The organism is Streptomyces sp. NPDC006739 (genome assembly GCF_042869815.1).
In the GTDB taxonomy this organism is placed as follows: Bacteria; Actinomycetota; Actinomycetes; order Streptomycetales; family Streptomycetaceae; genus Streptomyces.
Genome location: NZ_JBIAGM010000002.1, coordinates 156,030 through 180,956, shown reverse-complemented (window position 1 = coordinate 180,956; position 24,927 = coordinate 156,030). Strand labels below are relative to the sequence as shown.

Genomic DNA, 24,927 nt, shown 5'->3' with positions numbered 1-24,927 from the left:
GGTGTCCCTACGGCTGGTCAGACCGTCGGCGCGGGTCTTCGGGGCCGCCCCGTGGGCGCCGGGGTGCCCGCGCATGCGTACGCGCTTGGGTGCGCCGTCGTTCACGGCCCCGAGTTCCCCCGCATTGAAGCGTGTTGACCTAGCCCCGACAACACCTCGGGCTCCGCCACCGCCCGCACCTGGCCGATAGGCCCCCCGCCGGGCCCCGGCGTCGTCCACGGGCCCGTCACGGTGTCGGTGCTCGCCAGTAGGGTGTGAGACATGGCCGACCCCTCCAGCTACCGCCCCGAGCCGGGACAGATCCCGGACACCCCCGGGGTCTACAGGTTCCGCGACGAGCACCGCCGGGTGATCTACGTCGGAAAGGCGAAAAGCCTGCGCCAGCGCCTGGCGAACTACTTCCAGGACCTGGCGAACCTGCACCCCCGCACCCGGACGATGGTCACCACCGCCGCGTCCGTGGAGTGGACCGTGGTGTCCACGGAGGTCGAGGCGCTCCAGCTGGAGTACTCCTGGATCAAGGAGTACGACCCCCGGTTCAACGTCAAGTACCGCGACGACAAGAGCTACCCCTACCTCGCGGTGACGATGAACGAGGAGTTCCCGCGCGTACAGGTGATGCGCGGTCACAAGAAGAAAGGCGTCCGGTACTTCGGGCCGTACGGGCACGCGTGGGCCATCCGGGACACCGTCGACCTGCTGCTGCGCGTCTTCCCGGTGCGCACCTGCTCGGCCGGTGTCTTCAAGAACGCCACCCGCACCGGCCGCCCCTGCCTGCTCGGCTACATCGGCAAGTGCTCGGCCCCCTGCGTCGGACGGGTCGACCCCGTGGAGCACCGGGAACTGGCCGAGGAGTTCTGCGACTTCATGGCCGGCCGCACCGGCGCCTACCTCCGCCGTCTGGAGAAGCGGATGACGGAGGCGGCCGAGGAGATGGAGTACGAGCGGGCCGCCCGCCTGCGCGACGACATCGAGGCCCTGAGGAAGGCCATGGAGAAGAACGCGGTCGTTCTCGCCGACGCGACGGACGCCGACCTCGTCGCCGTCGCCGAGGACGAGCTGGAGGCGGCCGTCCAGATCTTCCACGTGCGCGGCGGCCGGGTGCGCGGCCAGCGCGGCTGGGTCACCGACAAGGTCGAGGAGATCACCACCGGCGCCCTCGTCGAGCACGCCCTGCAGCAGCTGTACGGCGAGGAGAGCGGGGACGCCGTCCCCAAGGAGGTCCTGGTCCCCGCCCTGCCCGACCCGGTGGACCCGGTCCAGGAGTGGCTGACCGGCCGCCGTGGGTCGAACGTGTCGCTGCGCATCCCGCAGCGCGGCGACAAGAAGGCACTCATGGAGACCGTGCAGCGCAACGCCCTGCAGGCGCTCGCCCTGCACAAGACCAAGCGCGCCTCCGACCTCACCACCCGCTCGCGCGCCCTGGAGGAGATCGCCGAGGCCCTCGACCTGGACAGCGCCCCGCTGCGCATCGAGTGCTACGACATCTCGCACCTGCAGGGCGACGACGTGGTCGCCTCGATGGTCGTCTTCGAGGACGGCCTGCAGCGCAAGAGCGAGTACCGGCGCTTCCAGATCAGGGGATTCGCCGGCCAGGACGATGTCCGGTCCATGCACGAGGTGATCACCCGGCGCTTTCGGCGCTACCTCGCCGAGAAGGAGAAGACCGGCGAGTGGGTGGACGACGGCTCGGCGGACGGTGAGATCAGGGAGGGCCTCAAGGACGAGGACGGCCGGCCCAGGAAGTTCGCCTACCCGCCTCAGCTCGTCGTCGTCGACGGCGGGCAGCCGCAGGTCGCGGCGGCGAAACGGGCGCTGGACGAACTGGGCATCGACGACATCGCCGTCTGCGGCCTCGCCAAGCGCCTGGAGGAGGTCTGGCTGCCCGGCGACGACGACCCCGTGGTCCTGCCCCGCACCAGCGAGGGCCTCTATCTGCTCCAGCGCGTCCGTGACGAGGCCCACCGCTTCGCCATCACCTACCAGCGCGCCAAGCGGGCCAAGCGCTTCCGGTCGAGCCCCCTGGACGAGGTCCCCGGGCTGGGGGACACGCGCAAGCAGGCACTTCTGAAACATTTCGGTTCCTTGAAGAAGCTACGATCCGCCACCATCGACCAGATCTGCGAGGTCCCCGGCATAGGCCGCAAGACGGCCGAGACCATCGCCGCGGCCCTCGCCCAGGCGGCCCCGGCCGCGCCCGCCGTGAACACGGCCACTGGAGAGATCATGGAGGAGGAACCCGGCACCATGGGTTCCGGAGGGCACCCCGTGACGACGGGCGCCCCGGACGAACGACGGGGGCAGGAGACATGAATGTGAACAAGCACGACGAACAAGACGGGCAAACGGGCCAAGGTGGAGACGGAGCACTGGTGAGTACGGGCACGACCAGCGAGACGGCCGGGCTTCCCGAGGCGGCCATCCCCGAACTGGTGATCATCTCCGGCATGTCCGGAGCGGGCCGCTCGACGGCCGCCAAGTGTCTGGAGGACCTCGGCTGGTTCGTCGTCGACAACCTCCCGCCGGCCCTGATCCCCACCATGGTGGAGCTGGGCGCCCGCTCGCAGGGCAACGTGGCGCGGATCGCGGTCGTCGTCGACGTACGCGGCCGGCGCTTCTTCGACAACCTGCGCGAGTCCCTGGCGGACCTGGAGGCGAAGCACGTCACCCGGCGGATCGTCTTCCTGGAGTCCTCCGACGAGGCCCTGGTGCGCCGCTTCGAGTCGGTGCGCCGCCCGCACCCGCTGCAGGGCGACGGCCGCATCGTCGACGGCATCGCCGCCGAGCGCGAGCTGCTGCGCGAGCTGCGCGGCGACGCCGACCTGGTGATCGACACCTCCAGCCTCAACGTGCACGAACTGCGCGCCAAGATGGACGCCCAGTTCGCCGGCGAGGAGGAGCCCGAGCTGCGGGCCACCGTGATGTCCTTCGGCTTCAAGTACGGCCTTCCGGTCGACGCCGACCTGGTGGCGGACATGCGCTTCCTGCCCAACCCGCACTGGGTTCCGGAGCTGCGCCCCTTCTCCGGCCTCAACGAGGAGGTGTCGGCGTACGTCTTCAACCAGCCCGGCGCCAAGGAGTTCCTCGACCGGTACGCGGAACTGCTGCGGCTCATCGCGGCCGGCTACCGCCGTGAGGGCAAGCGATATGTGACCATCGCCATCGGCTGCACCGGCGGAAAGCACCGCTCCGTGGCCGTGTCGGAGAAGCTCGCCGCGCGCCTCGCGGCCGAGGGCGTGGAGACGGTGGTCGTACACCGGGACATGGGACGGGAATGACGGAACGTACACCGCGGCTGGGCAGGCTGCGCCGGATGGCGCCGGAGGCCCGCGCGGGCCGGCCCGTCGAGGCCCGTGGCGCCAGGCCGCGCCGGCGCGGCGCCCAGCCCAAGGTGGTCGCCCTCGGCGGCGGCATGGGCCTGTCCGCCTCGCTGGCCGCGCTGCGCCGGATCACCGGCGACCTCACCGCCGTGGTCACCGTGGCCGACGACGGCGGCTCCAGCGGGCGGCTGCGCGACGAACTGGGCGTGCTGCCGCCCGGCGACCTGCGCAAGGCGCTGGCCGCGCTGTGCGGGGACGACGACTGGGGCCAGACCTGGGCCCGGGTCATCCAGCACCGCTTCCAGTCCCGGGGCGAGATGCACGGCCACGCGGTCGGCAACCTGCTGATCGTCGCCCTGTGGGAGCAGCTCGGCGACCATGTCCAGGCCCTGGACCTGGTCGGCAAGCTGCTCGGCGCGCACGGGCGGGTCCTGCCCATGTCCGCCGTGCCGCTGGAGCTGCAGGCCCTGGTCAAGGGGCACGATCCGGAGCGCCCGGACGACGTGGACACCGTGCGCGGACAGGCCACGGTCGCCCTCACCCCCGGCGAGGTGCAGTCCGTGCACCTGGTGCCGCACGACCCGCCCGCCGTCCCGGAGGCCGTCGCCGCCGTCCTGGACGCGGACTGGGTGGTGCTCGGCCCCGGCTCCTGGTTCTCCTCGGTCATCCCGCACCTGCTCGTCCCCGATCTGCTGGACGCGCTGACCGAGACCAAGGCCCGCCGGGTACTCTCCCTGAACCTCGCCCCGCAGCCGGGAGAAACCGAGGGCTTCTCCCCGCAGCGTCATTTGGAGGTTTTGGGGCGACACGCCCCTAAACTCGCCCTGGACGTGGTGCTGGCCGACGAGGCCGCCGTGCCCGACCGCGACTCGCTCACCGAGGCCGCCAAGCGGTTCGGAGCCGCGGTCGAGCTGGCGCCGGTCGCCCGGCCCGACGGGACCCCGAGGCATGACCCGGAGCTGTTGGCCGCCGCGTACGACCGTATTTTTCGGATGCATGGAAGGATCGGCCCATGGCGATGACGGCAGCGGTGAAGGACGAGATCTCCCGGCTCCCCGTCACCCGGACCTGCTGCAGGAAGGCGGAGGTCTCCGCCATCCTGCGGTTCGCCGGCGGCCTGCACCTGGTGAGCGGGCGCATCGTGATCGAGGCGGAGCTGGACACCGCGATGGCCGCCCGGCGCCTCAAGCGGGACATCCTGGAGATCTTCGGCCACAGTTCCGAACTGATCGTGATGGCACCCGGCGGCCTGCGCCGCGGTTCGCGGTACGTCGTGCGGGTGGTCGCGGGCGGCGACCAGCTGGCCCGGCAGACCGGCCTGGTGGACGGCCGGGGCAGGCCCATCAGGGGGCTGCCCCCGCAGGTGGTCTCCGGCGCTACCTGTGACGCCGAGGCGGCCTGGCGTGGCGCCTTCCTGGCGCACGGCTCGCTGACCGAGCCCGGCCGTTCCTCCTCCCTGGAGGTCACCTGCCCGGGCCCCGAGGCCGCGCTCGCGCTGGTCGGCGCCGCCCGCCGGCTGTCGATCGCCGCCAAGGCCCGCGAGGTGCGGGGCGTGGACCGGGTGGTGGTCCGCGACGGTGACGCGATCGGCGCCCTGCTCACCCGGCTCGGCGCGCACGAGTCGGTGCTGGCCTGGGAGGAGCGCCGGATGCGCCGCGAGGTGCGTGCCACGGCGAACCGGCTGGCCAACTTCGACGACGCCAACCTGCGCCGCTCGGCCCGCGCCGCCGTCGCCGCCGGAGCCCGTGTCCAGCGCGCCCTGGAGATCCTCGGCGACGAGGTCCCCGAGCACCTCGCCGCCGCCGGACGGCTGCGCATGGAGCACAAGCAGGCCTCGCTGGAGGAGCTCGGCGCGCTCGCCGACCCGCCGCTGACCAAGGACGCCGTGGCCGGCCGTATCCGCCGGCTGCTGGCGATGGCCGACAAGCGCGCCTCCGACCTCGGCATCCCGGGCACCGAGGCCAACCTCTCCGAGGACCTGGCCGACAACCTCGTGGGCTGAGACGTCGTCAACTCGCCGGTGCGGGTCACTCGTTCGGGTGGCCCGCACCGGCGTTTACGTGTCCATGAAGCGCTCTTGACTCGATCATGAAGTGTCATGAGCCTGGCAGGGTTCGCCGCTGTGGCGGACCACTGCTAGGGGGGTACATGAGACACAGAGCGAGATCGATCCTCGCTGTCGGCGCGCTCCTGATCGGCGCGGCGAGCCTCGCGCCCGTCGCCCGGGCGCAGAGCGCGAGCCCCGGGAAACCCGACCCCGACGAGGTCAGGGTCTTCCGCGCCGACGTCACCCAACAGCAGATACCCCTGCTGCTCAAGGCCGGGCAGGACAGCCATGAACTCGGCGACAAGGTCACCGGCGGCGGCCGGACCGCCGTCGAGGTCTACCTCACCGACAAGCAGGCCCGGAAGCTGGAGAAGCAGGGCGTCGCCCTCACCGAGCACACCCTCTCGGCCGGGGCCCGGGCCCGCGTCAAGGACGCCTCCCAGCACGTCTTCCGCCCGTACGGCACCAGCGGCGGCCTGAAGGAGGAGATCCTCCGGACCGGGCAGCGGAACCCCGGTCTCACCAAGGTCGAGTCCATCGGCAGGACGGTCGACGGCCAGGACATCCTCGCGCTCAAACTGACCAGGAACGCGAAGACGTCCAAGGACGGTTCCAAGCCCTCCGTGCTGTACTTGTCCAACCAGCACGCGCGCGAGTGGATCACGCCGGAGATGACCCGCCGGCTGATGCACTACTACCTGGACCACTACAGGACCGACCCGCGCATCAAGAAGATCGTCGACTCCACGGAGCTGTGGTTCGTGCTCTCGGCCAACCCCGACGGCTACGACTACACCTTCCGGAACGCCCAGACCCGCATGTGGCGCAAGAACCTGCGGGACGTCAACGGGGACGGAGTCATCGGCACGGGCGACGGCGTCGACCTCAACCGCAACTTCCCCTACAAGTGGGGCTACGACGACGAGGGTTCGTCCCCCAACCCGACCAGCGAGACCTACCGGGGCGCGAGCCCCGAGTCCGAGCCCGAGACCAAGGCGCTGGACTCCTTCGAGAAACGCGTCGGGTTCACGTACGGCATCAACTACCACTCGGCCGCCGAACTCCTCCTCTACGGCGTCGGCTGGCAGGTGGCGACCCCGACCCCGGACGACGTGCTCTACAAGGCCCTCGCCGGCACCCCGGACAACCCGGCGGTCCCCGGCTACCGTTCGCAGGTCTCCTCGGAGCTGTACACCACCAACGGGGAGGCGGACGGACACGCCTCGAACGTCAACGGCATGGCGATGTTCACCCCCGAGATGTCGACCTGCGAGACCGCGTCGAACGTCGACCCGAACGACGCCTGGAAGCCCGAGGACTGCCAGTCGGTCTTCAACTTCCCCGACGACGAGAAGCTGATCCAGCAGGAGTTCGCCAAGAACATCCCGTTCGCGCTCTCCGTCGCACAGACCGCCGCCCACCCCGACCGGCCGGTCTCCCCGGTCGGCCTGAACGCCGCGGACTTCACCCCGGCCGCCTTCTCCACGTCCTACGCACGCGGCGCCGGCCAGGAGGTCTCGGTCGTCGTACGCAAGGCCGTCCGGGACAAGGAGCTCAAGTACCGCGTCAACGGCGGCCGTACCCGCGAGCGGACGCTCAGGCCCTGGAAGGGCGGCGAGACCTACGGCGGTCAGGACAACCTCTACTTCGACGAGTACCGGGCCAGGATCCCGGGCGGTGCGCCGGGCGACAAGGTCGAGGTGTGGTCCACCGGCCGGACGAAGAGCGGCGGGACGGTCTCCGGCCCGCACTTCACCTACACCGTCGCCCAGCGCCCCCCGGCCGACACGCTGGTGGTCGCCGAGGAGGGCACGCCCGCCACACAGGCACGAAGCTACGCGGACGCGCTGCGGGCGGACGGCCACCGGGCGATCGTCTGGGACGTGGCCACCCAGGGCGCACCCGACGCGTTCGGCGTCCTCAAGCACTTCCGGACCGTCGTCCACTACTCCGGCACCGGCGGGCCGGGCAACGCCACCCAGCTCCAGCTGCGCGCCTATCTCAACGAGGGCGGCAGGCTGATCGAGGCCGGAGAGCTGGCCGGCGGCAGCGTCGACCTCGGCGACGGAACCCGCTCGGACGACTTCAGCCAGTACTACCTCGGCGCCTACTCCCGTACGTCGACCCCGGGAGCCACCGGCTTCACCGGCTCAGGCGGCCTCGACGGCTTCACGGGGGCCCTCGGCGACGCGCCCGGCAACCCCCTCGACAAGGCGGGCACCTACGGGCTCACCTCGGACGTGCTGTCCGCCGCCGCCCACCCGCAGTTCGCGGGCGCGGGCGCGGGCCGGTTCGCCGGGGCCGTCAACCCCTACGGGCCCTACGCGGGTTCCTACATGGCCGCCGCCGTGCACACCGACGACGCCTACAAGCGCCTCACCCGCACCATCGACCTCAGCGGTGTCGGCGCCGCCGACAAGCCCACCCTGCGCGCCCGTCTGCTGTGGGACACCGAGCCCGGCTACGACCACGCCGTGATCGAGGCCCACACCGTGGGCGCCGACGACTGGACGACGCTCCCGGAGGCGGGCGGCGCCACCAGCGACGCCGTGCCCGCCGACTGCGGAGCCGGGTTCCTGATCGGCGAGCACCCCTGGCTCAAGCACTATCTGACACTCGCCGGCAACGCCTGCACGGCACAGGGCACCAGCGGCTCCTGGCACAGCCTCACCGGCAGCTCCAGTGGCTGGCAGCCGGTCGACTTCGACCTGAGCGCCTACGCCGGCAGGTCGGTCGAGGTCTCCCTGAGCTACATCACCGACCCGGGCACCGGCGGCCACGGCGTCCTCGCCGACGACGTCTCCCTCGTCGTCGCCGGCACGGCAGGACAGACCGAGGGCTTCGAGACCTCGCTCGGCGCATGGAGCGTTCCCGGGCCGCCCGCCGGCAGCCCCGCCGTCCTCAAGGACTGGACGCGCAGCGGCGCCCTCTTCCAGACCTACGGAGCGGTCACCACCGGCCGGACCGTGCTGCTCGGCTTCGGTCTGGAACAGGTGCCGTCGGCCGCCGATCGCGCGGCTCTGCTGAAGAAGGCGATGGCGACGCTCGACAGGTGAGCCGACCCGCTCACGAACGAGTGAAAATGACGCCAACGAGCATCGGCATTACCTGACATAACGGTGCCATCCGGCGCCCGGACCAGGGCGGTCCGTACCCCTACTGGCCGGTACGGACCGCCTGCCCGTGTATGGGGCATCTCGATGTCACCGAGGGGGCCTCAGGGAGGTAGGGTCGGGGGTGGTCGGGGACATCCCAAATACAGCTCGCCGGCATCTCATGGCCGGCGTACCAACGAGGAGATCGGTTCGTGACGATCCGCGTAGGCATCAACGGCTTCGGCCGCATCGGACGTAACTACTTCCGCGCGCTGCTGGAGCAGGGTGCAGACATCGAGATCGTGGCTGTCAACGACCTGGGCGACACCGCGACCACCGCGCACCTGCTGAAGTACGACACGATCCTGGGGCGCCTCAAGCAGGAGGTCACCCACACCGCCGACACGATCACCGTCGACGGCCACACCATCAAGGTGCTCTCCGAGCGCAACCCGGCCGACATCCCCTGGGGTGAGCTGGGTGTCGACATCGTCATCGAGTCGACCGGCATCTTCACGAAGAAGGACGACGCCGCCAAGCACATCGCCGGCGGCGCGAAGAAGGTCCTCATCTCGGCTCCGGCCAAGGACGAGGACATCACCATCGTGATGGGCGTCAACCAGGACAAGTACGACCCGGCGAGCCACCACGTCATCTCCAACGCCTCCTGCACCACCAACTGTGTGGCGCCGATGGCGAAGGTCCTCGACGAGAACTTCGGCATCGTCAAGGGCCTGATGACGACGGTGCACGCGTACACGAACGACCAGCGCATCCTGGACTTCCCGCACAAGGACCTGCGCCGCGCCCGTGCCGCCGCCGAGAACATCATCCCGACCACGACGGGTGCCGCCAAGGCCACCGCCCTGGTCCTGCCGCAGCTCAAGGGCAAGCTGGACGGCATCGCGATGCGCGTCCCGGTCCCGACCGGCTCGGTCACCGACCTGGTCGTCGAGCTCTCCCGCGAGGTCACCAAGGAAGAGATCAACGCCGCCTTCCAGAAGGCCGCCGAGGGCGAGCTGAAGGGCCTCCTGGAGTACACCGAGGACGCGATCGTCTCCTCCGACATCGTCAACGAGCCGGCGTCCTGCACCTTCGACTCCTCCCTGACCATGGTCCAGGAGGGCAAGAACGTGAAGGTCATCGGTTGGTACGACAACGAGTGGGGCTACTCGAACCGCCTTGTCGACCTGACGGTCTTCGTCGGCAACCAGCTCTGATCGGCCGCAGCAGGCAGCTGATGCGATAAGCAGGGCTCGGGCAGTGCAGGGTCGCACTGCCCGAGCCCTGACGCGCGTCCGGATCGCCCCGGCCGACCTGCGAAGATCAGCCCCCGTACGATCAAGAGCCTTCTCAGGAGTCCCCTCATGAAGACCATTGACGAACTTCTCTCCGTGGGCGTGGACGGCAAGCGGGTCTTCGTCCGCGCCGACCTGAACGTCCCGCTCGCCGACGGCGTCATCACCGACGACGGCCGTATCCGCGCCGTCCTGCCGACCGTCAAGGCCCTCGCCGACGCGGGCGCCAAGGTGGTCGTCGCCTCGCACCTGGGCCGCCCCAAGGGTGCCCCGGACCCCGCCTTCTCGCTGCTGCCCGCCGCCGAGCGCCTCGGCGAACTCCTCGGCGCCCCGGTCGCGTTCGCCGAGGACACCGTCGGCCCCGCAGCGCACGACGCGGTGAACGGCCTGCAGCCCGGCCAGGTCGCGGTCATCGAGAACCTGCGCTTCAACGCCGGCGAGACCTCCAAGGACGACACCGAGCGCGGCGAGTTCGCCGACCGGCTCGCGGCCCTCGCCGACGTGTACGTGGGCGACGGCTTCGGCGCGGTCCACCGCAAGCACGCGTCCGTCTACGACCTCCCGGCCCGCCTGCCGCACTACGCCGGCCACCTCATCGCCGCCGAGGTCGGCGTCCTGAAGAAGCTCACCGAGGACGTCAAGCGCCCCTACGTCGTCGCGCTCGGCGGCGCCAAGGTCTCCGACAAGCTCGCCGTCATCGACCAGCTGCTCGGCAAGGCCGACCGCCTGCTCATCGGCGGCGGCATGGCCTACACCTTCCTCAAGGCCAAGGGCTACGAGGTCGGCATCTCCCTGCTGCAGGAGGACCAGATCCCGGCCGTCACGGAGTACCTGGAGCGCGCCGAGAAGCAGGGTGTGGAACTGGTGCTCCCCGTCGACGTCGTGGTCTCTCCCGGGTTCCCGGACCTGAAGGCCAAGGCGCCGACCGAGCACACCCTGGTCGACGCGGACAAGATCCCCGCCGACCAGGAGGGCCTGGACATCGGGCCGAAGACCCGAGAGCTGTACGCCTCGAAGCTCACCGACGCCGAGACCGTCTTCTGGAACGGTCCCATGGGCGTCTTCGAGCACCCCGACTACGCGGGGGGCACCGTGGCGGTGGCCCAGGCCCTCCTCGACTCGGACGGCTTCACCGTCGTCGGCGGCGGTGACTCCGCCGCGGCCGTGCGCACGCTCGGCTTCGACGAGAACGCGTTCGGGCACATCTCGACCGGTGGCGGCGCCTCCCTCGAATACCTTGAGGGCAAGACGCTCCCCGGCCTCGCCGCACTGGAGGACTGACCCTTATGAGCACGCGCACGCCGCTGATGGCGGGCAACTGGAAGATGAACCTCAACCACCTCGAGGCCATCGCACACGTCCAGAAACTCGCCTTCGCCCTGGCCGACAAGGACTACGAGGCCGTCGAGGTCGCCGTCCTGCCGCCCTTCACCGACCTGCGCTCCGTGCAGACCCTGGTCGACGGCGACAAGCTGAAGATCAGGTACGGCGCCCAGGACCTCTCGGCGCACGACTCCGGCGCCTACACCGGCGAGATCTCCGGCTCGATGCTGGCCAAGCTGAAGTGCACGTACGTGGCGATCGGCCACTCCGAGCGCAGGCAGTACCACAACGAGACCGACGAGCTGGTGAACGCCAAGGTCAAGGCGGCCTACAAGCACGGCCTGACCCCGATCCTGTGCGTCGGCGAGGAGCTGGAGGTCCGCGAGGCGGGCAACCACGTCGGCCACACCCTCGCCCAGGTCGAGGGCGGTCTCAAGGACCTCCCGGCCGAGCAGGCCGAGACCGTCGTGATCGCCTACGAGCCCGTGTGGGCCATCGGCACCGGCAAGGTCTGCGGCGCCGAGGACGCGCAGGAGGTCTGCGCCGCCATCCGCGGCAAGCTGGCCGAGCTGTACACGCAGGAGCTGGCCGACAAGGTCCGGATCCAGTACGGCGGCTCCGTGAAGGCGGGCAACGTCGCCGAGATCATGGCGCAGGCCGACATCGACGGCGCGCTGGTCGGCGGTGCCTCGCTGGACGCCGACGAGTTCGTCAAGATCGTGCGCTTCCGCGATCAGTGAGCCGGCCGTGAGTATGCGGTAACGGCGATTCGTCGTACCCTTGCGGGGTCCAGCGGTGTTTCGCTGGGCCCCGTCGTCCATCCGAATCCGAGGAAGTTGGTCCAGCCGTGGTTCTGGGGTTCTCGATCGCCCTGATCGTCTTCAGCCTGCTGATGATGCTGCTGGTGCTGATGCACAAGGGAAAGGGCGGCGGCCTGTCCGACATGTTCGGTGGCGGCATGCAGTCGTCCGTGGGCGGCTCCTCGGTCGCCGAGCGCAACCTCGACCGGATCACCATCGTGGTCGGTCTGCTCTGGTTCGCGTGCATCGTCGTCCTCGGCCTGCTGATGAAGACGAACAGCTGATCAGCCTGGCACAAGCACCCACATTCCGTACGTAGGGCCCCATGTTCGGTACGCGCAGCTGAGCGCGGCCTATCATGGGGCTTGCGTCTATGAGCGGGTTCCTTGTAACTCCAATCACTGGACGCGCGTTGGGCCTTACGTAGACTGAGGCGCTCGCAACGAAGCGACACGCCGACTCGCTTCGCGGCACCATCACGCAGGGAGTTACGACCGTGGCAAGTGGCAACGCGATCCGAGGAAGCCGGGTCGGGGCGGGGCCGATGGGCGAGGCCGAGCGCGGCGAGTCCGCGCCACGTCTGCGCATCTCCTTCTGGTGCTCCAACGGGCATGAGACGCAGCCGAGCTTCGCGAGCGACGCGCAGGTGCCCGAGACCTGGGACTGCCCGCGCTGCGGCTTCCCGGCCGGCCAGGACCGGGACAACCCGCCGGACCCGCCGCGCACCGAGCCGTACAAGACGCATCTGGCGTACGTACGCGAGCGGCGCAGTGACGCGGACGGCGAGGCGATCCTCGCCGAGGCCCTCGCCAAACTGCGGGGCGAGATCTAGGACTTCTTGACCGGCCGGGTGCCCGAGGGTGCCTGGCCGGAGCCGTCTGTGCGCCTTCTTCGTCCTCGTCGTGCCGTGCCGTGCCGTTCTGATCAACTAGGTTGGGACGGCAGCGGGGCAGGTACGCAGGCAGGACAGGCGCAGGAAAGAAGGCTGAAAGAAGCACATGAACGCAGACGGCCGTACCAGGCTCAACCAGAGGCCCGAGTGGGCCGCTCTCGCCGAGCACCGGGAGGAACTCGCCGGCGCCCATCTGCGGGATCTGTTCGCCGCCGATCCGGGACGCGGCAGCGGGTACACGCTCCAGGTCGGTGACCTGTACATCGACTACTCCAAGCACCTGGTCACCGACGAGACCCTGCGGCTGCTGCGCGAGCTGGCCGCCGCCACCGACGTCTTCGGTCTGCGCGACGCCATGTTCCGCGGTGAGAAGATCAACGCCACCGAGAACCGTGCGGTGCTGCACACCGCGCTGCGCGCCCCGCGCGAGGCGGTCGTCGAGGTCGACGGGGAGAACGTGGTCCCGGCCGTGCACGCCGTCCTCGACAAGATGAGCGACTTCGCCGAGCGGGTCCGCTCCGGAGCCTGGACCGGACACACCGGCAAGCGCATCAAGAACGTCGTCAACGTCGGCATCGGCGGCTCCGACCTCGGTCCGGCGATGGCCTACGAGGTGCTGCGCGCCTTCACCGACCGCGGCCTCACGGTCCGCTTCGTGTCGAACGTCGACGGCGCGGACCTGCACGAGGCCACCCGTGACCTGGACGCCGCGGAGACGCTGTTCGTCATCGCCTCCAAGACCTTCACCACCATCGAGACGATCACCAACGCCACCTCCGCCCGCAACTGGGTGCTCACCGAGCTGAAGGCCGGCCAGGAGGCCGTGGCCCGGCACTTCGTCGCGCTCTCGACGAACGGGGAGAAGGTCGCCGAGTTCGGCATCGACCCGGCCAACATGTTCGAGTTCTGGGACTGGGTGGGCGGCCGCTACTCCTACGACTCCGCCATCGGGCTGTCCCTGATGATCGCCATCGGCCCGGACCGCTTCCGGGAGATGCTCGACGGCTTCCGCCTCGTCGACGAGCACTTCCGCACCGCCCCCGCCGAGTCCAACGTGCCACTGCTCCTCGGTCTGCTGGGCATCTGGTACGACAACTTCCACGACGCCCAGTCGCACGCGGTGCTGCCGTACTCGCACTACCTGTCGAAGTTCACCGCCTATCTGCAGCAGCTGGACATGGAGTCCAACGGCAAGCACGTGGCGCGCGACGGGCGCGAGGTGGAGTGGCAGACCGGGCCGGTGGTGTGGGGCACCCCGGGGACCAACGGGCAGCACGCCTACTACCAGTTGATCCACCAGGGTACGAAGCTGGTCCCGGCCGACTTCATCGGTTTCGCCGAGCCGGTGGCCGAGCTGAGCGCGGAACTCAGGGCGCAGCACGACCTGCTGATGGCCAACTTCTTCGCGCAGACGCAGGCGCTCGCCTTCGGCAAGACCGCCGAGGAGGTCCGGGCGGAGGGTGTGCCCGAGGAGTTGGTCGCGCACAAGACGTTCGAGGGCAACCGGCCGACCACGACGATCCTGGCGCGGGAGCTGACGCCGTCGGTGCTCGGTCAGCTCGTCGCGCTCTACGAGCACAAGGTGTTCGTGCAGGGCGCGGTGTGGAACATCGACTCCTTCGACCAGTGGGGTGTGGAGCTGGGCAAGGTGCTCGCCAAGCGGGTCGAGCCGGCGCTGACCGAGGGGGCGGAGGTGGCCGGGCTGGACGCGTCGACACGGGCGCTGGTCGCCAAGTACCGTTCCCTGCGCGGGCGCTGACGGACTCTCCGCTTCGCACCCCGCCCTGCGGGTCAGGCGACCGCGCTCAGCGTGTCCGCTGAGCGCCGCCTGGTCGCCTGTCTCGCCGGCAGCGCGGCCAGCGCCCCCGCGCCCAGGACCGCCGCCACCCCGAGCAGCAGCAGGAGCGCGGGCGGCGGTCCCTGGGCGATCCCGGCACCGATGCCGCTGGAGCGGCCCTGCAGGTCGATCAGCCAGTGGGCCAGCGGCAGCCCCAGCGCCGTACCGGCGAGCACCGCGACCAGGGCCGTACAGCTGGTGGCCGTCACGGTGATCGCGCCGATCTGGCGGGGGGACATGCCGATCGCCTTGAGCGCCAGCAGGTCCCGTTCGCTCTCACGCAGCGCCGCGCCGATGGCGGTGAGCAGTTCGATGAGGCCGATCGACGCCAGCACGGCGATCAGGCCGGCGACCACCGCGCGCAGCGGGGAGAGCCCGTCGGCCGGGTTGGCCACGGGGTGGACGTCCAGGTGTCCGCGGCCGGCCGTGGTCAGCTCGGCCGCGACGCGGTGCGGGTCGGCGCCCGGGCGCAGGCGCAGCTGGTACAGGGTCGGTGCCAGGCCCGGGTCGTTCTCGCGCAGGGTGTCCAGCGAGGTGGAGATGACCCGGCCGGCATTCTCCGGCTCGATGCTGCGGCCCACGATGTGCAGGATCTGCGGCTGGTCGCCGACCGTCATCCGCACCCAGTCGCCGACCCGTACACCAAGCAGGTCGAGCAGGCCCTGTCCGGCCACCGCCTCGTCGGGACCGTGCGGGGCACGGCCGGCGGCGAGGGCGCGGGGGTAGGGGTGCGCGCTGGTGCCGAGACCGCGCAGGGCGATGGTGGCGGTCTGCCCGGGGACCAGGGCGGCCACCTCCACACCCGGGTAGGCGGCGGCGACCCGCGGGTCGCGGTGCAGCAGGGCCCGGGTGGCCGCGTCACCGAGGCCGGCGTCGGCACGTACCGTGAGCCCGGTCGGCAGACCCATCCGCTCGGGCGTGCTGTGGAAGCGGTCGATGGTGGTCCAGGCGCTCATCGCCACCACGATCAGCAGCAGCGGCAGGGTGAGCCGGCCGACCGTGGCGAGGGTGCGGGCGCGGCGCGGGAACGCCTTGTGCCAGCCCAGTACCAGCGCCGGCGGCAGCCGCAGGCCGAGGGCGCGGCGCGCCAGGCCGGTCAGCCCCGCGCCGGCCGGGGCGACGGGGCGGGGCACGGGCACCGGCGGTACCCGTCCGGCCCGCCAGGCCGCGAGCCCGGTGACCGCGCCGATGAACAGCACCGCGCCCACCGGCACCGCGGCCAGCGCGAGCGCGTGCCCCGGCAGCCCCTCCCACACGCCGACCGCGTCACCGAGCCGCCCCGGGACGCGGGTGCCGAGCCCCTGGATCAGCGCGCCGGCGGCGACCGCGCCCAGCAGGGCGTACGCCACGTGCTGGAGCAGGAAGATCCGGACGACCTGGGCGGGGGTGAAGCCGATCGCCTTCAGGACCGAGATGTCCCGCAGATGGCCGCGGATGCGGGTGCTGATCGCGCCGTGCACCGCGAAGGCGGCGGCGAGCAGCGCGCCGAGGCCGAACAGGCCCAGCACCTGGCCGAGCAGCCGGTTGTCGCCCTGTGCGTCGGCGCGCGCCTGCTGCCAGGTGGAGACCTCGCCGACCGCGCCGGAGCCGAGGACGGTGACCGCGCGCTGGACGGCGTAGTCCGTGTCCGCGGGATCGGCCAGGCGCAGCCCGATCACCCGGCCGCCCGGTGCGCGTACGGCCGACGGCGGGGCCCAGACCAGGCCCGGCTGCTCGCCGGCGCGGTAGCGGGGTTCGGCGCTGTCGGCGACACCGACGACGGTCAGGGTGCGGGCCGTACCGGGCAGGGTGAGCGTGTCCCCGGGCTCGGCCAGCAGGGCGCGGGCGAGGTGGCTCTCCAGTACCACCCCGTCGGGTTCGCGGGGGTCGAGCCAGTGGCCGGAGGTGAGCAGCGGTCGGCCCACCGAGGGCCGTGCGGGCGTGCCGCGCAGTTCGGCCGAGGCGCGGGTGCCGCGCGAGGAGACGGTGACGGACTCGGTGGGGTAGGGGCCGGCGACCGCTGTGACGCCGTCCAGGGTGGCCAGCCGGCCGGTGTCCGCCGACTTGACCGTGTGGATCCACACATGCGCGCCCCGGGACTGGGCGAAGATCCGCTGCCAGGGGTTGGTGGCGTACCCGAACAGCGCCGTGGCCAGCAGCAGCGAGGCGACGATGCCGGCCGTGGCCAGCACGATGAACAGCGCCTCGCCGCGGTGCGTGCGCAGATCGGAGTGCGCCCAGCGCAGGGTGGCCCGCATGGTCCGGTCAGTCCTTCAGTTCGAGTACGCCCGAGACACCCGGCAGCCGGGCACCGCGCGGGGACGGCGCCCCGTCCAGCTCGGCGTCGTCGGCGATCCGGCCGTCGAAGAAGCAGATGACCCGGTCGGCGGCGCTCGCCAGCCGGGCGTCATGGGTGACCAGGACGATGCTCTGCCCGCGCTGGTGGAAGCGGGACAGCAGCCGCATCACCTCGCGGGTGCCCTTGCTGTCCAGGCTGCCGGCCGGCTCGTCGGCGAGCAGCAGCGGGGGATGGTTGACCAGGGCCCGGGCCAGGGCGACCCGCTGCTGCTCGCCGCCGGACAGCTCGCCCGGCATGCTGCGCTCCTTGCCCCCGAGGCCCAGCTCGGCCAGCAGTTCCTCCCGCGCGGCGCGCGCCTGCTTGGGCGAGCGGCCGACCAGCAGCGCGGGCAGCTCGACGTTGTCGGCGACCGACAGGTTGGAGACCAGGTTGAAGAACTGGAAGACGATCCCGATCCGCTTGCGGCGCTCCTCGGCCCAACGGGCCTCCCCGTAGCCGTCGGTGCACCGGCCGTCCAGCCAGATGCTGCCCTCGTCGGGCCGCTGAAGGCCGCCGAGCAGGTGCAGCAGGGTCGACTTGCCGGCTCCGGACGGGCCGGTGACCGCCACGAACTCGCCCTGCCGCACGGTCAGGTCGACCCCGCGCACGGCCCGGGCGGGAGCGCCCTCGCCGTGGTGGGTCTTGACCAGTCGTTCGGCCCGCAGCACGGGAGCGGGGCTCTCGCTCACTCCAGCTCCTCCAGTTCCTCCTGGCACCGTTCCAGCCAGTCCAGGTCGGCCTGCAGGTGCAGCATCGCGCCCTCGATCAGCAGATGGGCGATTCGGTTGTCCCGGCTCTCGGCCGCGGCCAGCTTCGACAGATCGCGCATGGTGTTGAGGTACTGGCGCCGCTGCTTGTTGATGAGGGCGATCTGGTCGGCGAGACCGGTCTGCGGGGCCAGGGCGAGCTTCATGAAGAACTCGTCCCGCACCCGCGGCTCGTCCTCGGTCTCCTCGTACCAGGCGCGCAGCGCCTCCTGCCCGGCGTCGGTGAGGTGGTAGATCTTCTTGTTGGGCCGGCTCGACTGCTCGACCTCCTCGCCCTCGATCAGTCCCGACTTCTCGAGGCGGCCGAGGGTCACATAGATCTGGCCGACGTTCGGCTGAGGGTACGCGGAGCCCAGCAGTTGCTCAAGGTCTCGCTTCAGCTCGTAGCCGTGGGCGGGGCCACGCGCGAGGAGTGCCAGGAGGGGCAGGCGCACTCATCCTCCCGTCCTTGTAATGTGCTCCAGGCCCTAGTATCGCCCATACCTAACAGGTATACATGGCCTGTCCCCGGGCGAGGATGCCCGTGGTGCCGGTGTACAGGGAGGAACCTATGCGGTGGACGCGCGCCGCCGGTAGGGGCCTCCTCGCCCTGGTCGTGGTCATGGCAGGTTACGTCGCCTCGGGCGCCCGCGCCGACGAGGGTGCCGGAAGCGGCCGGGGGCCCCTGACCCTGGCGACGGCCGGAGACCTCACCGGCTATCTCGGCCCGCTGCTCCAGGGCTGGAACCGCGCCCACCCCGGCGAGAAGGTCACCCTCGTCGAACTCCCGGACTCCTCCGACGAGACCCGCGCGCAGATGACCACCGACCTGCGCGACGGCGACCGCGGCCGGTTCGACGTGCTCAACATCGACGTCAACTGGACCTCGGAGTTCGCCGCCGCCGGCTGGATCCGCCCGCTGCCCCGCGACCGCTTCCCGCTCGGCACCTTCCTGCCCCCGGTCGTCGACACGGCCACCTACGACGGGCGGCTGTACGCCGTCCCCTACGTCACCAACGCCGGGCTGCTCCTGTACCGCGCGGACGTCCTCGCCAAGGAGGGCGTCCCGCCGCCGCGCACCTGGGCCGAGCTGGAGCACGACGCCGAGGTCATCGCGCCCAGGTACGGACTCGACGGCTACGCCGGACAGTTCCTGCCCTACGAGGGCCTGACCGTCAACGCGGCCGAGGCCGTGTACTCGGCGGGCGGGAGCATCCTGCGCGAGGAGGGCCGGCGTGTCAGTGTCGACTCCGCAGCCGCCCGCGAGGGCATCGGGTTCCTGGCGCGCGGCGTGCGCGAGGGCTGGATCCCGAAGCGGGCGCTGACGTACAAGGAGGAGGAGTCCAAACAGGACTTCCAGGACGGCCGTCTCCTCTTCCTGCGCAACTGGCCCTACGCGTACGCCGTCGCCTCGGCCAAGGGCTCCAAGGTCGCCGGGAAGATCGGCGCCGTACCGCTGCCCGGGCTGCGCGGACCGGGCACGAGCGTCCTCGGCGGCTCCGACCTGGCCGTCAACACGCACGCCCGGCACCCCGAGTCGGCCGCGCGCCTCATCGCGTACCTCACCAGTGAGCCGGTCCAGCGCCAGGTCCTCACGCGCGGCGCGCTGCCGCCCGTGCGGGCCGCGCTCTACCGGGATCCCGGGCTGATCCGGCGGTTCCCGTATCTGCCCACCCTGCGGGCCGCCGTGATGGCGGCCCGGCCGCGCCCCAAGAGCCCGCGCTACGACCAGGTCAGCCTGGTGGTGCAGGCGGTCGTGCACGACGCGCTCACCGGGCGCGAGACGCCCGAGGCGGCGGTGCGGCGACTGGCGCGCGAGCTGGCGGCCGTTTCCAGCCGCTAGTTACTTGTTAAGTAACGCGGACGTCTCATCTGACTTCAATGCGTCCGGTTAAGTCCGTGTTTGTCGCCCCAACTGGGCAGTAGTCTGCGTTCTTTTCATTGACACCCTCAGGACACGCCTACCTAACATGCATGCATGTTGAGTAAGTACCGCTGGTGGCGGGACGCGGTGATCTACCAGGTGTACGTCCGTAGCTTCCTGGACAGCACCGGCGACGGCATCGGCGATCTCGCCGGGGTCAGGGCCGGGCTGCCGTACCTGAGGAAACTCGGGGTCGACGGCGTCTGGCTGAGCCCCTTCTACCCCTCGCCGCAGCACGACCACGGCTACGACGTCGCCGACTACCGCGACGTCGACCCGCTCTTCGGCGACCTCGCCGAGTTCGACCTGCTGATCGCGGCGGCCCGGCGGCTCGGCGTCAAGGTGCTCCTCGACATCGTCCCCAACCACTGCTCCAGCGAGCACCCGTGGTTCCGGGAGGCGCTGGCGGCCGGACCCGGCAGCCCGGCCCGGGCCCGGTTCCACTTCGCCGACGGACGCGGCCCGGACGGCGCCGAGCCGCCCAACAACTGGCACGCCATGTTCGGCGGCCCCGCCTGGACGAGGGTCGGCGACGGCCAGTGGTACCTGCACATGTTCACGCCCGAGCAGCCCGACTGGAACTGGCGCCACCCGGAGATCCCCGCCGAGTTCGACCGCACCCTGCGCTTCTGGCTGGACCGGGGCGTCGACGGCTTCCGCATCGACGTCGCCGCCGGCCTCTACAAACACCCCGACCTGCCCGACTCGGACGATCCCGAGGCCGACGCCCGCACCCGCGACTCGGTCAACCCGCTCGCCTGGAACCAGCCCGAGGTGCACGACGTGTGGCGGCGCTGGCGGGCCCTGTGCGAGGAGTACGCCGCCCAGGACGGCGATGAACGCCTGCTGGTGGGCGAGGTGTCGGTGCCGACCGCCCGCGAGCACGCCCTGTACGTCCGCCCGGACGAACTCCACCAGGCGTTCTTCTTCGACCTGCTCAGCGCCCCCTGGGACGCCGACGCCTTCCGCAAGGTCATCTCCGAGGCCATGGCGGACATCGCCGGCACCGGCTCCACGGTCACCTGGGTCCTCAACAATCACGACCAGGTCCGCACCGTCACCCGCTACGGCGAACCCACCCCGCAGGGCAGCGGCCTCGGCGCCGCCCGGGCCCGCGCCGCCGCGCTGCTGATGCTGGCCCTGCCCGGGGCCGCGTACATCTACCAGGGCGAGGAACTGGGCCTGCCCGAGGTCGTCGACCTGCCCGACGACGTGCTCACCGACCCGATCTTCCGGCGCACCGGCAGCCGGGCCCGGATCCGCGACGGCTGCCGGGTGCCGCTGCCCTGGTCCGGACAGGCCTCCCCGTTCGGCTTCACCTCCGGGGCCGAGGGCGCGCGGCCGTGGCTGCCGCAGCCGGAGTACTTCGCCGAGTACGCCACCGACCGCGCCCTCGCCGACACCCGCTCCTTCTGGCACCTGTACCGCGACGGCCTGCAACTGCGCGCCTCCCTGCCCCAGTTGGGTGAGGGCACGCTGCGCTGGCTGGACACCCCGCCCGGCGTCCTGGGCTTCGCCCGCGGAGACGGCCTGGTCTGCGCCGTCAACTTCGGTACGGCCCCCACGCCCGCGCCGGTCCCCGGCACCCCGCTGCTGGCCAGCGGCCCGTGCCCGGCCGGGGTGCTGCCCGGTTCGACAGCCGCCTGGTGGCTCACCGGCCTCTGATCCTCCCGCCCGCCTCACCACCGCTCCCACCCCCTCGAAGAACTCGAAGAACTCGAAGAACTCGAAGACCTCGAAGACCTCGAAAACCTCGAAAACCTCGAAAAGGACACCGACGATGACGCGACGACGCACCACCCTGCTCACCGGCAGCACCGCCCTCGCCCTGGCCCTCGGCGCCACCGCCTGCGGGGGTGGCGGGCCCGTCTCCGCGGGCGGCGGCGACAAGGAACTCAGCGGACAGACGGTCACCGTGGCCGGTGTCTGGTCCGGCAGCGAGCAGAAGAACTTCCAGAAGGTGCTCGACGCCTTCAGCGCGAAGACCGGCGCCACCACACAGTTCGTCTCCACCGGCGACAACGTCTCCACCGTCGTCGGCAGCAAGATCGAGGGCGGCAACGCACCCGACGTCGTGATGGTCCCGCAGGTCGGCGTGCTCCAGCAGTTCGCCAGGAAGGGCTGGCTCAAGCCGCTGTCCGGCACCGCCCGCCAGACGATCGACGCCGACTACGCGCCGGTGTGGCGCACGTACGGCAGTGTCGGCGGCACCCTCTACGGCCTCTACTTCAAGGCGGCCCACAAGTCGACCGTCTGGTACAGCCCCCAGGCGCTCGCCCAGGCCGGGGTCACACCGCCGAAGACGTACGACGAGATGCTCAAGGCCGGCCACACCGTCTCCGACTCCGGACTCGCCGCCTTCGCGGTCGCCGGACAGGACGGCTGGACCCTCACCGACTGGTTCGAGAACATCTACCTCTCCCAGGCCGGGCCCGCGAAGTACGACGCCCTGGCCGCCCACCGGCTCAAGTGGACCGACGCCAGTGTGGTCAGGGCCCTGGGCACGCTCGGCAAGCTGTTCAAGGACAGGCAGCTCATCGCGGGCGGCCAGAAGGAGGCCCTCAACACCGACTTCCCCGGCTCCGTCGAGAAGGTGTTCGGACCCAAGCCCGAGGCCGGCATGGTCTACGAGGGCGACTTCGTCGCCGGAGTCGCGCACGACCAGTTCGGCAGGTCCATCGGCAAGGACGCCGACTTCTTCCCGTTCCCCGCGGTCGACGGCGGCAGCGCGCCCGTCGTCAGCGGCGGGGACGCCGCGGTCGTCCTGAAGGACGCCAAGAACTCGAAGGCCGGCATGAAGCTCCTGGAGTACCTGGCCACCCCCGAGGCCGCGGCCGTGTGGGCCAAGGCGGGCGGCTTCCTGTCCCCGAACCGGAAGCTGGACCTCTCGGCATACGCCGACGACGTCACCCGCGCCACCGCCAAGTCACTGGTCTCGGCGGGCGACACGGTCCGCTTCGACATGTCCGACCAGGCACCCGCGGCCTTCGGCGGCACCAAGGGCGTCGGCGAGTGGAAGCTGCTGCAGGACTTCCTGCGCGACCCCTCGGACCCGAAGGCGACCGCGGCGCGGCTGGAGAGCGCGGCGGCCAAGGCCTACCAGGGCTGACGGGCCATGACCGCGACCTTGGTGAAAGAGACGAGCCCGCCGGTGACAGCACCGGCCGCCCGCGCCCGGCGCTCGCGCCGGCGCGCCCGGACCGTCGCCCTGCTCTTCGTCTTCCCCGCGCTGCTCCTGCTCGGCGCGCTCGTCGTCTACCCGGTGCTGTTCTCGGTCGGCCGCAGCTTCTTCGACGCCTCCGGCACCCGCTTCGTCGGCGGTGACAACTACACCGCGATGTTCCGCGACCCGGCGACCCTCAAGGCCATCCGCAACACCGTGATCTGGGTGGTGGTGGCCCCGGCCCTGCTCACCTCACTGGGCCTGATCCTGGCCGTCCTGGTGGAGAAGGTCCGCTGGGCGACGGCGTTCAAGCTGCTGCTGTTCATGCCGATGGCGGTCTCCTTCCTCGCCGCCGGGATCATCTTCCGGCTCGCCTACGACGAGGACCCGGCCAAGGGCGTGCTGAACGCCGCCGCGGTCTCGGTCCACGACGCCTTCGAGGGCACGTCCTCCTACCCGACGGCGCGGGCCCGCGAGGGGCAGGGGCTGACCCGGGGCCGCGACGGCTCGTACACCACCGACTCGGCTGTCCCGCCCGGCAGTTCGGTGACCTTTCCGATGGTCGGCGTGCTGCCCGGGGACCTGCCGAAGGGCGCCTCGCCGGCCTACCGGGCGGCCGGCCTGAAGGCCGCCCCCGGTGAACTGCGCGGGGTCGTCTACCTCGACTTCACGCCCGGCGGCTCGGGCCGGCCGGGCAAGGTCGACCGGCGGGAGAGCGGCCTGCCCGGGATGCGGGTCGAGGCGGTGCGCGACGCGAAGACGGTCGCCGGCGCGACGACCGCGTCCGACGGATCCTTCCGCTTCGAGGGGCTGCGCCCCGGGTCGTACGACGTGAAGCTGCCCGCGTCCAACTTCGCCGCGCCCTACCAGGGCGTCTCCTGGCTCGGCCCGACCCTCGTCACACCGGCGATCATCGGGGCGTACCTGTGGATCTGGACCGGCTTCGCGATGGTGCTGATCGGCGCCGGACTGTCCACCCTGCCCCGGGACGCGCTGGAGGCGGCGCGGATGGACGGAGCGGGCGAGTGGCAGATCTTCCGCCGCATCACCGTCCCGCTGCTCGCGCCCGTGCTCACCGTGGTCTTCGTGACCCTGGTGATCAACGTGATGAAGGTCTTCGACCTCGTCTACATCATCGCCCCCGGACCCGTGCAGGAGGACGCCACCGTCCTCGCCACCCAGATGTGGCTGGTGTCCTTCGGCGGCGGCAACAACCAGGGCCTGGGCAGCGCGCTGGGCGTCCTCCTGCTGCTGCTCGTCATCCCCGCGATGGTCTTCAACGTCCGCCGTTTCCGAAGGAGTCAGCGATGAACGCGGTCAGGCGGGGCCTCGGCAACGGACTGGTGCAGGCCTTCCTGGTGGTGGTCGGCCTGCTCTGGCTGACCCCGCTGGCCGGACTGTTCCTGTCCTCGCTGAGGTCGGCCCAGGACACCGCCAAGGGCGGCTGGTGGACGGCACTGGCCAGCCCCGGGCAACTGTCCTTCGCCAACTACTCGACGCTGCTCGGGAACGCCGGGATGACCCGGGCCTTCTGGAACACGGTGCTGATCTCGGTACCGGCGACCGTCCTGGTGGTGGTTCTCGCGGCCCTGGCCGGATACGCCTTCGCCTGGCTGGACTTCCCGCTGCGGGAACCGCTCTTCCTGCTGGTGGTCGCCCTGCTGGTGGTGCCCGTCCAGATCGGACTGCTGCCGGTCGCCAAACTCTTCGGTCAGCTAGGCCTGTTCGGCACGATTCCCGGCGTCGTCCTCTTCCACGTGGCGTACGGCCTGCCGTTCGCGGTGTTCCTGCTGCGCAACTACTTCGCGGAGATGCCCAAGGAGATGCTGGAGGCGGCCCGGATGGACGGGGGCGGCGAGTGGCGGATCTTCACCCGGCTGGTGCTGCCGGTGGGACGGCCTGCGATCGCGAGCCTGGCCATCTTCCAGTTCCTGTGGGTCTGGAACGACATGCTGGTGGCGCTGCTCTTCGCCGACAGCTCCGCCCAGCCGCTGACCGTGGAACTCCAGTCGCAGATACGGCAGTTCGGCAGCAACATCGACGTGCTGGCGCCCGGGGCGTTCCTGTCCCTGATCGTGCCGGTGGTGGTGTTCTTCGCCTTCCAGCGGCACTTCGTGCAGGGCGTGATGGCGGGGTCGGTGAAGTGACGGGACCCGTGAGCGTCA

The 24,927-nt window shown here is 71.0% G+C and carries 19 protein-coding genes; 16 read left to right on the top strand and 3 right to left on the bottom strand.

All coding sequences use genetic code 11. The features are described from left to right. The first annotated feature begins 261 nt into the window (after positions 1–261). The 11 genes from uvrC (at position 262) to pgi (ending at position 14,534) form a co-directional block, all read left to right on the top strand. The gene (gene uvrC / locus ACFYMM_RS04210; protein ID WP_388383640.1) at positions 262–2,313 is read left to right on the top strand and encodes an excinuclease ABC subunit UvrC; all 2,052 of its coding nucleotides are present in this window, start codon (positions 262–264) and stop codon (positions 2,311–2,313) included. Further along, a complete protein-coding gene (gene rapZ, locus ACFYMM_RS04205; protein ID WP_388383639.1) occupies positions 2,310–3,278 on the top strand; it encodes an RNase adapter RapZ in 969 nt (322 codons plus the stop codon). Before uvrC ends, rapZ begins: the two co-directional genes overlap by 4 nt. After that, entirely contained in the window at positions 3,275–4,342 is a 1,068-nt protein-coding gene (yvcK, locus tag ACFYMM_RS04200; protein WP_388383637.1) for a uridine diphosphate-N-acetylglucosamine-binding protein YvcK, read from the top strand. The genes rapZ and yvcK overlap by 4 nt, the downstream gene beginning before the upstream one ends. Continuing rightward, positions 4,333–5,322, top strand: a complete 990-nt coding sequence (gene whiA / locus ACFYMM_RS04195) for a DNA-binding protein WhiA (protein WP_388383635.1) — start codon at positions 4,333–4,335, stop codon at positions 5,320–5,322. Before yvcK ends, whiA begins: the two co-directional genes overlap by 10 nt. Positions 5,323–5,468: 146 nt before the next feature. Continuing rightward, entirely contained in the window at positions 5,469–8,423 is a 2,955-nt protein-coding gene (locus ACFYMM_RS04190) for a M14 family zinc carboxypeptidase (RefSeq protein WP_388383633.1), read from the top strand. A gap of 251 nt (positions 8,424–8,674) precedes the next feature. Next, positions 8,675–9,682 carry a type I glyceraldehyde-3-phosphate dehydrogenase gene (gap, locus tag ACFYMM_RS04185; protein WP_388383631.1) on the top strand — a complete coding sequence of 336 codons (1,008 nt, stop codon included), beginning with the start codon at positions 8,675–8,677 and terminating at the stop codon, positions 9,680–9,682. 147 nt (positions 9,683–9,829) lie between these two features. Next, entirely contained in the window at positions 9,830–11,041 is a 1,212-nt protein-coding gene (locus tag ACFYMM_RS04180; RefSeq protein WP_388383629.1) for a phosphoglycerate kinase, read from the top strand. Positions 11,042–11,046: 5 nt separating this feature from the next. After that, a complete protein-coding gene (tpiA, locus tag ACFYMM_RS04175; RefSeq protein ID WP_388383626.1) occupies positions 11,047–11,823 on the top strand; it encodes a triose-phosphate isomerase in 777 nt (258 codons plus the stop codon). A gap of 113 nt (positions 11,824–11,936) precedes the next feature. Beyond that, positions 11,937–12,167, top strand: a complete 231-nt coding sequence (gene secG, locus ACFYMM_RS04170; RefSeq protein ID WP_388384486.1) for a preprotein translocase subunit SecG — start codon at positions 11,937–11,939, stop codon at positions 12,165–12,167. Positions 12,168–12,379: 212 nt separating this feature from the next. Beyond that, positions 12,380–12,715: an RNA polymerase-binding protein RbpA gene (locus tag ACFYMM_RS04165; protein ID WP_003976875.1), complete on the top strand. Its 336-nt coding sequence runs from the start codon at positions 12,380–12,382 to the stop codon at positions 12,713–12,715. Positions 12,716–12,881: 166 nt separating this feature from the next. Beyond that, positions 12,882–14,534 carry a glucose-6-phosphate isomerase gene (pgi, locus tag ACFYMM_RS04160; protein WP_388383624.1) on the top strand — a complete coding sequence of 551 codons (1,653 nt, stop codon included), beginning with the start codon at positions 12,882–12,884 and terminating at the stop codon, positions 14,532–14,534. Between the two features lie 32 nt (positions 14,535–14,566). Here pgi and ACFYMM_RS04155 read toward each other — a convergent pair whose 3' ends face one another. From ACFYMM_RS04155 to ACFYMM_RS04145, 3 genes are read right to left on the bottom strand one after another with little or no spacing between them, the layout of a single operon-like run. Further along, the gene (locus ACFYMM_RS04155; RefSeq protein ID WP_388383622.1) at positions 14,567–16,849 is read right to left on the bottom strand and encodes an FtsX-like permease family protein; all 2,283 of its coding nucleotides are present in this window, start codon (positions 16,847–16,849) and stop codon (positions 14,567–14,569) included. A gap of 7 nt (positions 16,850–16,856) precedes the next feature. After that, complete coding sequence (locus ACFYMM_RS04150; RefSeq protein ID WP_388383620.1) at positions 16,857–17,618, bottom strand: ABC transporter ATP-binding protein; 762 nt, start codon at positions 17,616–17,618, stop codon at positions 16,857–16,859. Then, positions 17,615–18,130, bottom strand: coding sequence for a PadR family transcriptional regulator (locus tag ACFYMM_RS04145; protein WP_388383618.1), 516 nt, complete (start codon positions 18,128–18,130; stop codon positions 17,615–17,617). Before ACFYMM_RS04145 ends, ACFYMM_RS04150 begins: the two co-directional genes overlap by 4 nt. A 116-nt stretch (positions 18,131–18,246) precedes the next feature. On the opposite strand from ACFYMM_RS04145, the gene ACFYMM_RS04140 reads away from it, so the two are divergent. The 5 genes from ACFYMM_RS04140 to ACFYMM_RS04120 all read left to right on the top strand — a co-directional run bounded on the left by ACFYMM_RS04140 (position 18,247) and on the right by ACFYMM_RS04120 (position 24,909). Continuing rightward, positions 18,247–19,518: an ABC transporter substrate-binding protein gene (locus ACFYMM_RS04140; RefSeq protein WP_388383616.1), complete on the top strand. Its 1,272-nt coding sequence runs from the start codon at positions 18,247–18,249 to the stop codon at positions 19,516–19,518. Positions 19,519–19,653: 135 nt separating this feature from the next. After that, complete coding sequence (locus ACFYMM_RS04135) at positions 19,654–21,264, top strand: alpha-amylase family glycosyl hydrolase (RefSeq protein ID WP_388383614.1); 1,611 nt, start codon at positions 19,654–19,656, stop codon at positions 21,262–21,264. Positions 21,265–21,379: 115 nt separating this feature from the next. Beyond that, positions 21,380–22,708, top strand: coding sequence for an ABC transporter substrate-binding protein (locus ACFYMM_RS04130; RefSeq protein WP_388383612.1), 1,329 nt, complete (start codon positions 21,380–21,382; stop codon positions 22,706–22,708). Positions 22,709–22,714: 6 nt separating this feature from the next. Then, positions 22,715–24,073, top strand: a complete 1,359-nt coding sequence (locus tag ACFYMM_RS04125; RefSeq protein ID WP_388383610.1) for an ABC transporter permease subunit — start codon at positions 22,715–22,717, stop codon at positions 24,071–24,073. Further along, positions 24,070–24,909, top strand: a complete 840-nt coding sequence (locus tag ACFYMM_RS04120; RefSeq protein WP_388383608.1) for a carbohydrate ABC transporter permease — start codon at positions 24,070–24,072, stop codon at positions 24,907–24,909. The genes ACFYMM_RS04125 and ACFYMM_RS04120 overlap by 4 nt, the downstream gene beginning before the upstream one ends. Positions 24,910–24,927 lie beyond the last annotated feature (18 nt).

Bases quoted from the DNA above. Each gene is read 5' to 3' on its own strand.
- uvrC (WP_388383640.1), top strand. From the start codon at position 262: ATGGCCGACCCCTCCAGCTACCGCCCCGAGCCGGGACAGATCCCGGAC.
- rapZ (WP_388383639.1), top strand. From the start codon at position 2,310: ATGAATGTGAACAAGCACGACGAACAAGACGGGCAAACGGGCCAAGGT.
- yvcK (WP_388383637.1), top strand. From the start codon at position 3,275: ATGACGGAACGTACACCGCGGCTGGGCAGGCTGCGCCGGATGGCGCCG.
- whiA (WP_388383635.1), top strand. From the start codon at position 4,333: ATGGCGATGACGGCAGCGGTGAAGGACGAGATCTCCCGGCTCCCCGTC.
- ACFYMM_RS04190 (WP_388383633.1), top strand. From the start codon at position 5,469: ATGAGACACAGAGCGAGATCGATCCTCGCTGTCGGCGCGCTCCTGATC.
- ACFYMM_RS04180 (WP_388383629.1), top strand. From the start codon at position 9,830: ATGAAGACCATTGACGAACTTCTCTCCGTGGGCGTGGACGGCAAGCGG.
- tpiA (WP_388383626.1), top strand. From the start codon at position 11,047: ATGAGCACGCGCACGCCGCTGATGGCGGGCAACTGGAAGATGAACCTC.
- pgi (WP_388383624.1), top strand. From the start codon at position 12,882: ATGAACGCAGACGGCCGTACCAGGCTCAACCAGAGGCCCGAGTGGGCC.
- ACFYMM_RS04155 (WP_388383622.1), bottom strand. From the start codon at position 16,849: ATGCGGGCCACCCTGCGCTGGGCGCACTCCGATCTGCGCACGCACCGC.
- ACFYMM_RS04140 (WP_388383616.1), top strand. From the start codon at position 18,247: ATGCGGTGGACGCGCGCCGCCGGTAGGGGCCTCCTCGCCCTGGTCGTG.
- ACFYMM_RS04135 (WP_388383614.1), top strand. From the start codon at position 19,654: ATGTTGAGTAAGTACCGCTGGTGGCGGGACGCGGTGATCTACCAGGTG.
- ACFYMM_RS04130 (WP_388383612.1), top strand. From the start codon at position 21,380: ATGACGCGACGACGCACCACCCTGCTCACCGGCAGCACCGCCCTCGCC.
- ACFYMM_RS04125 (WP_388383610.1), top strand. From the start codon at position 22,715: ATGACCGCGACCTTGGTGAAAGAGACGAGCCCGCCGGTGACAGCACCG.
- ACFYMM_RS04120 (WP_388383608.1), top strand. From the start codon at position 24,070: ATGAACGCGGTCAGGCGGGGCCTCGGCAACGGACTGGTGCAGGCCTTC.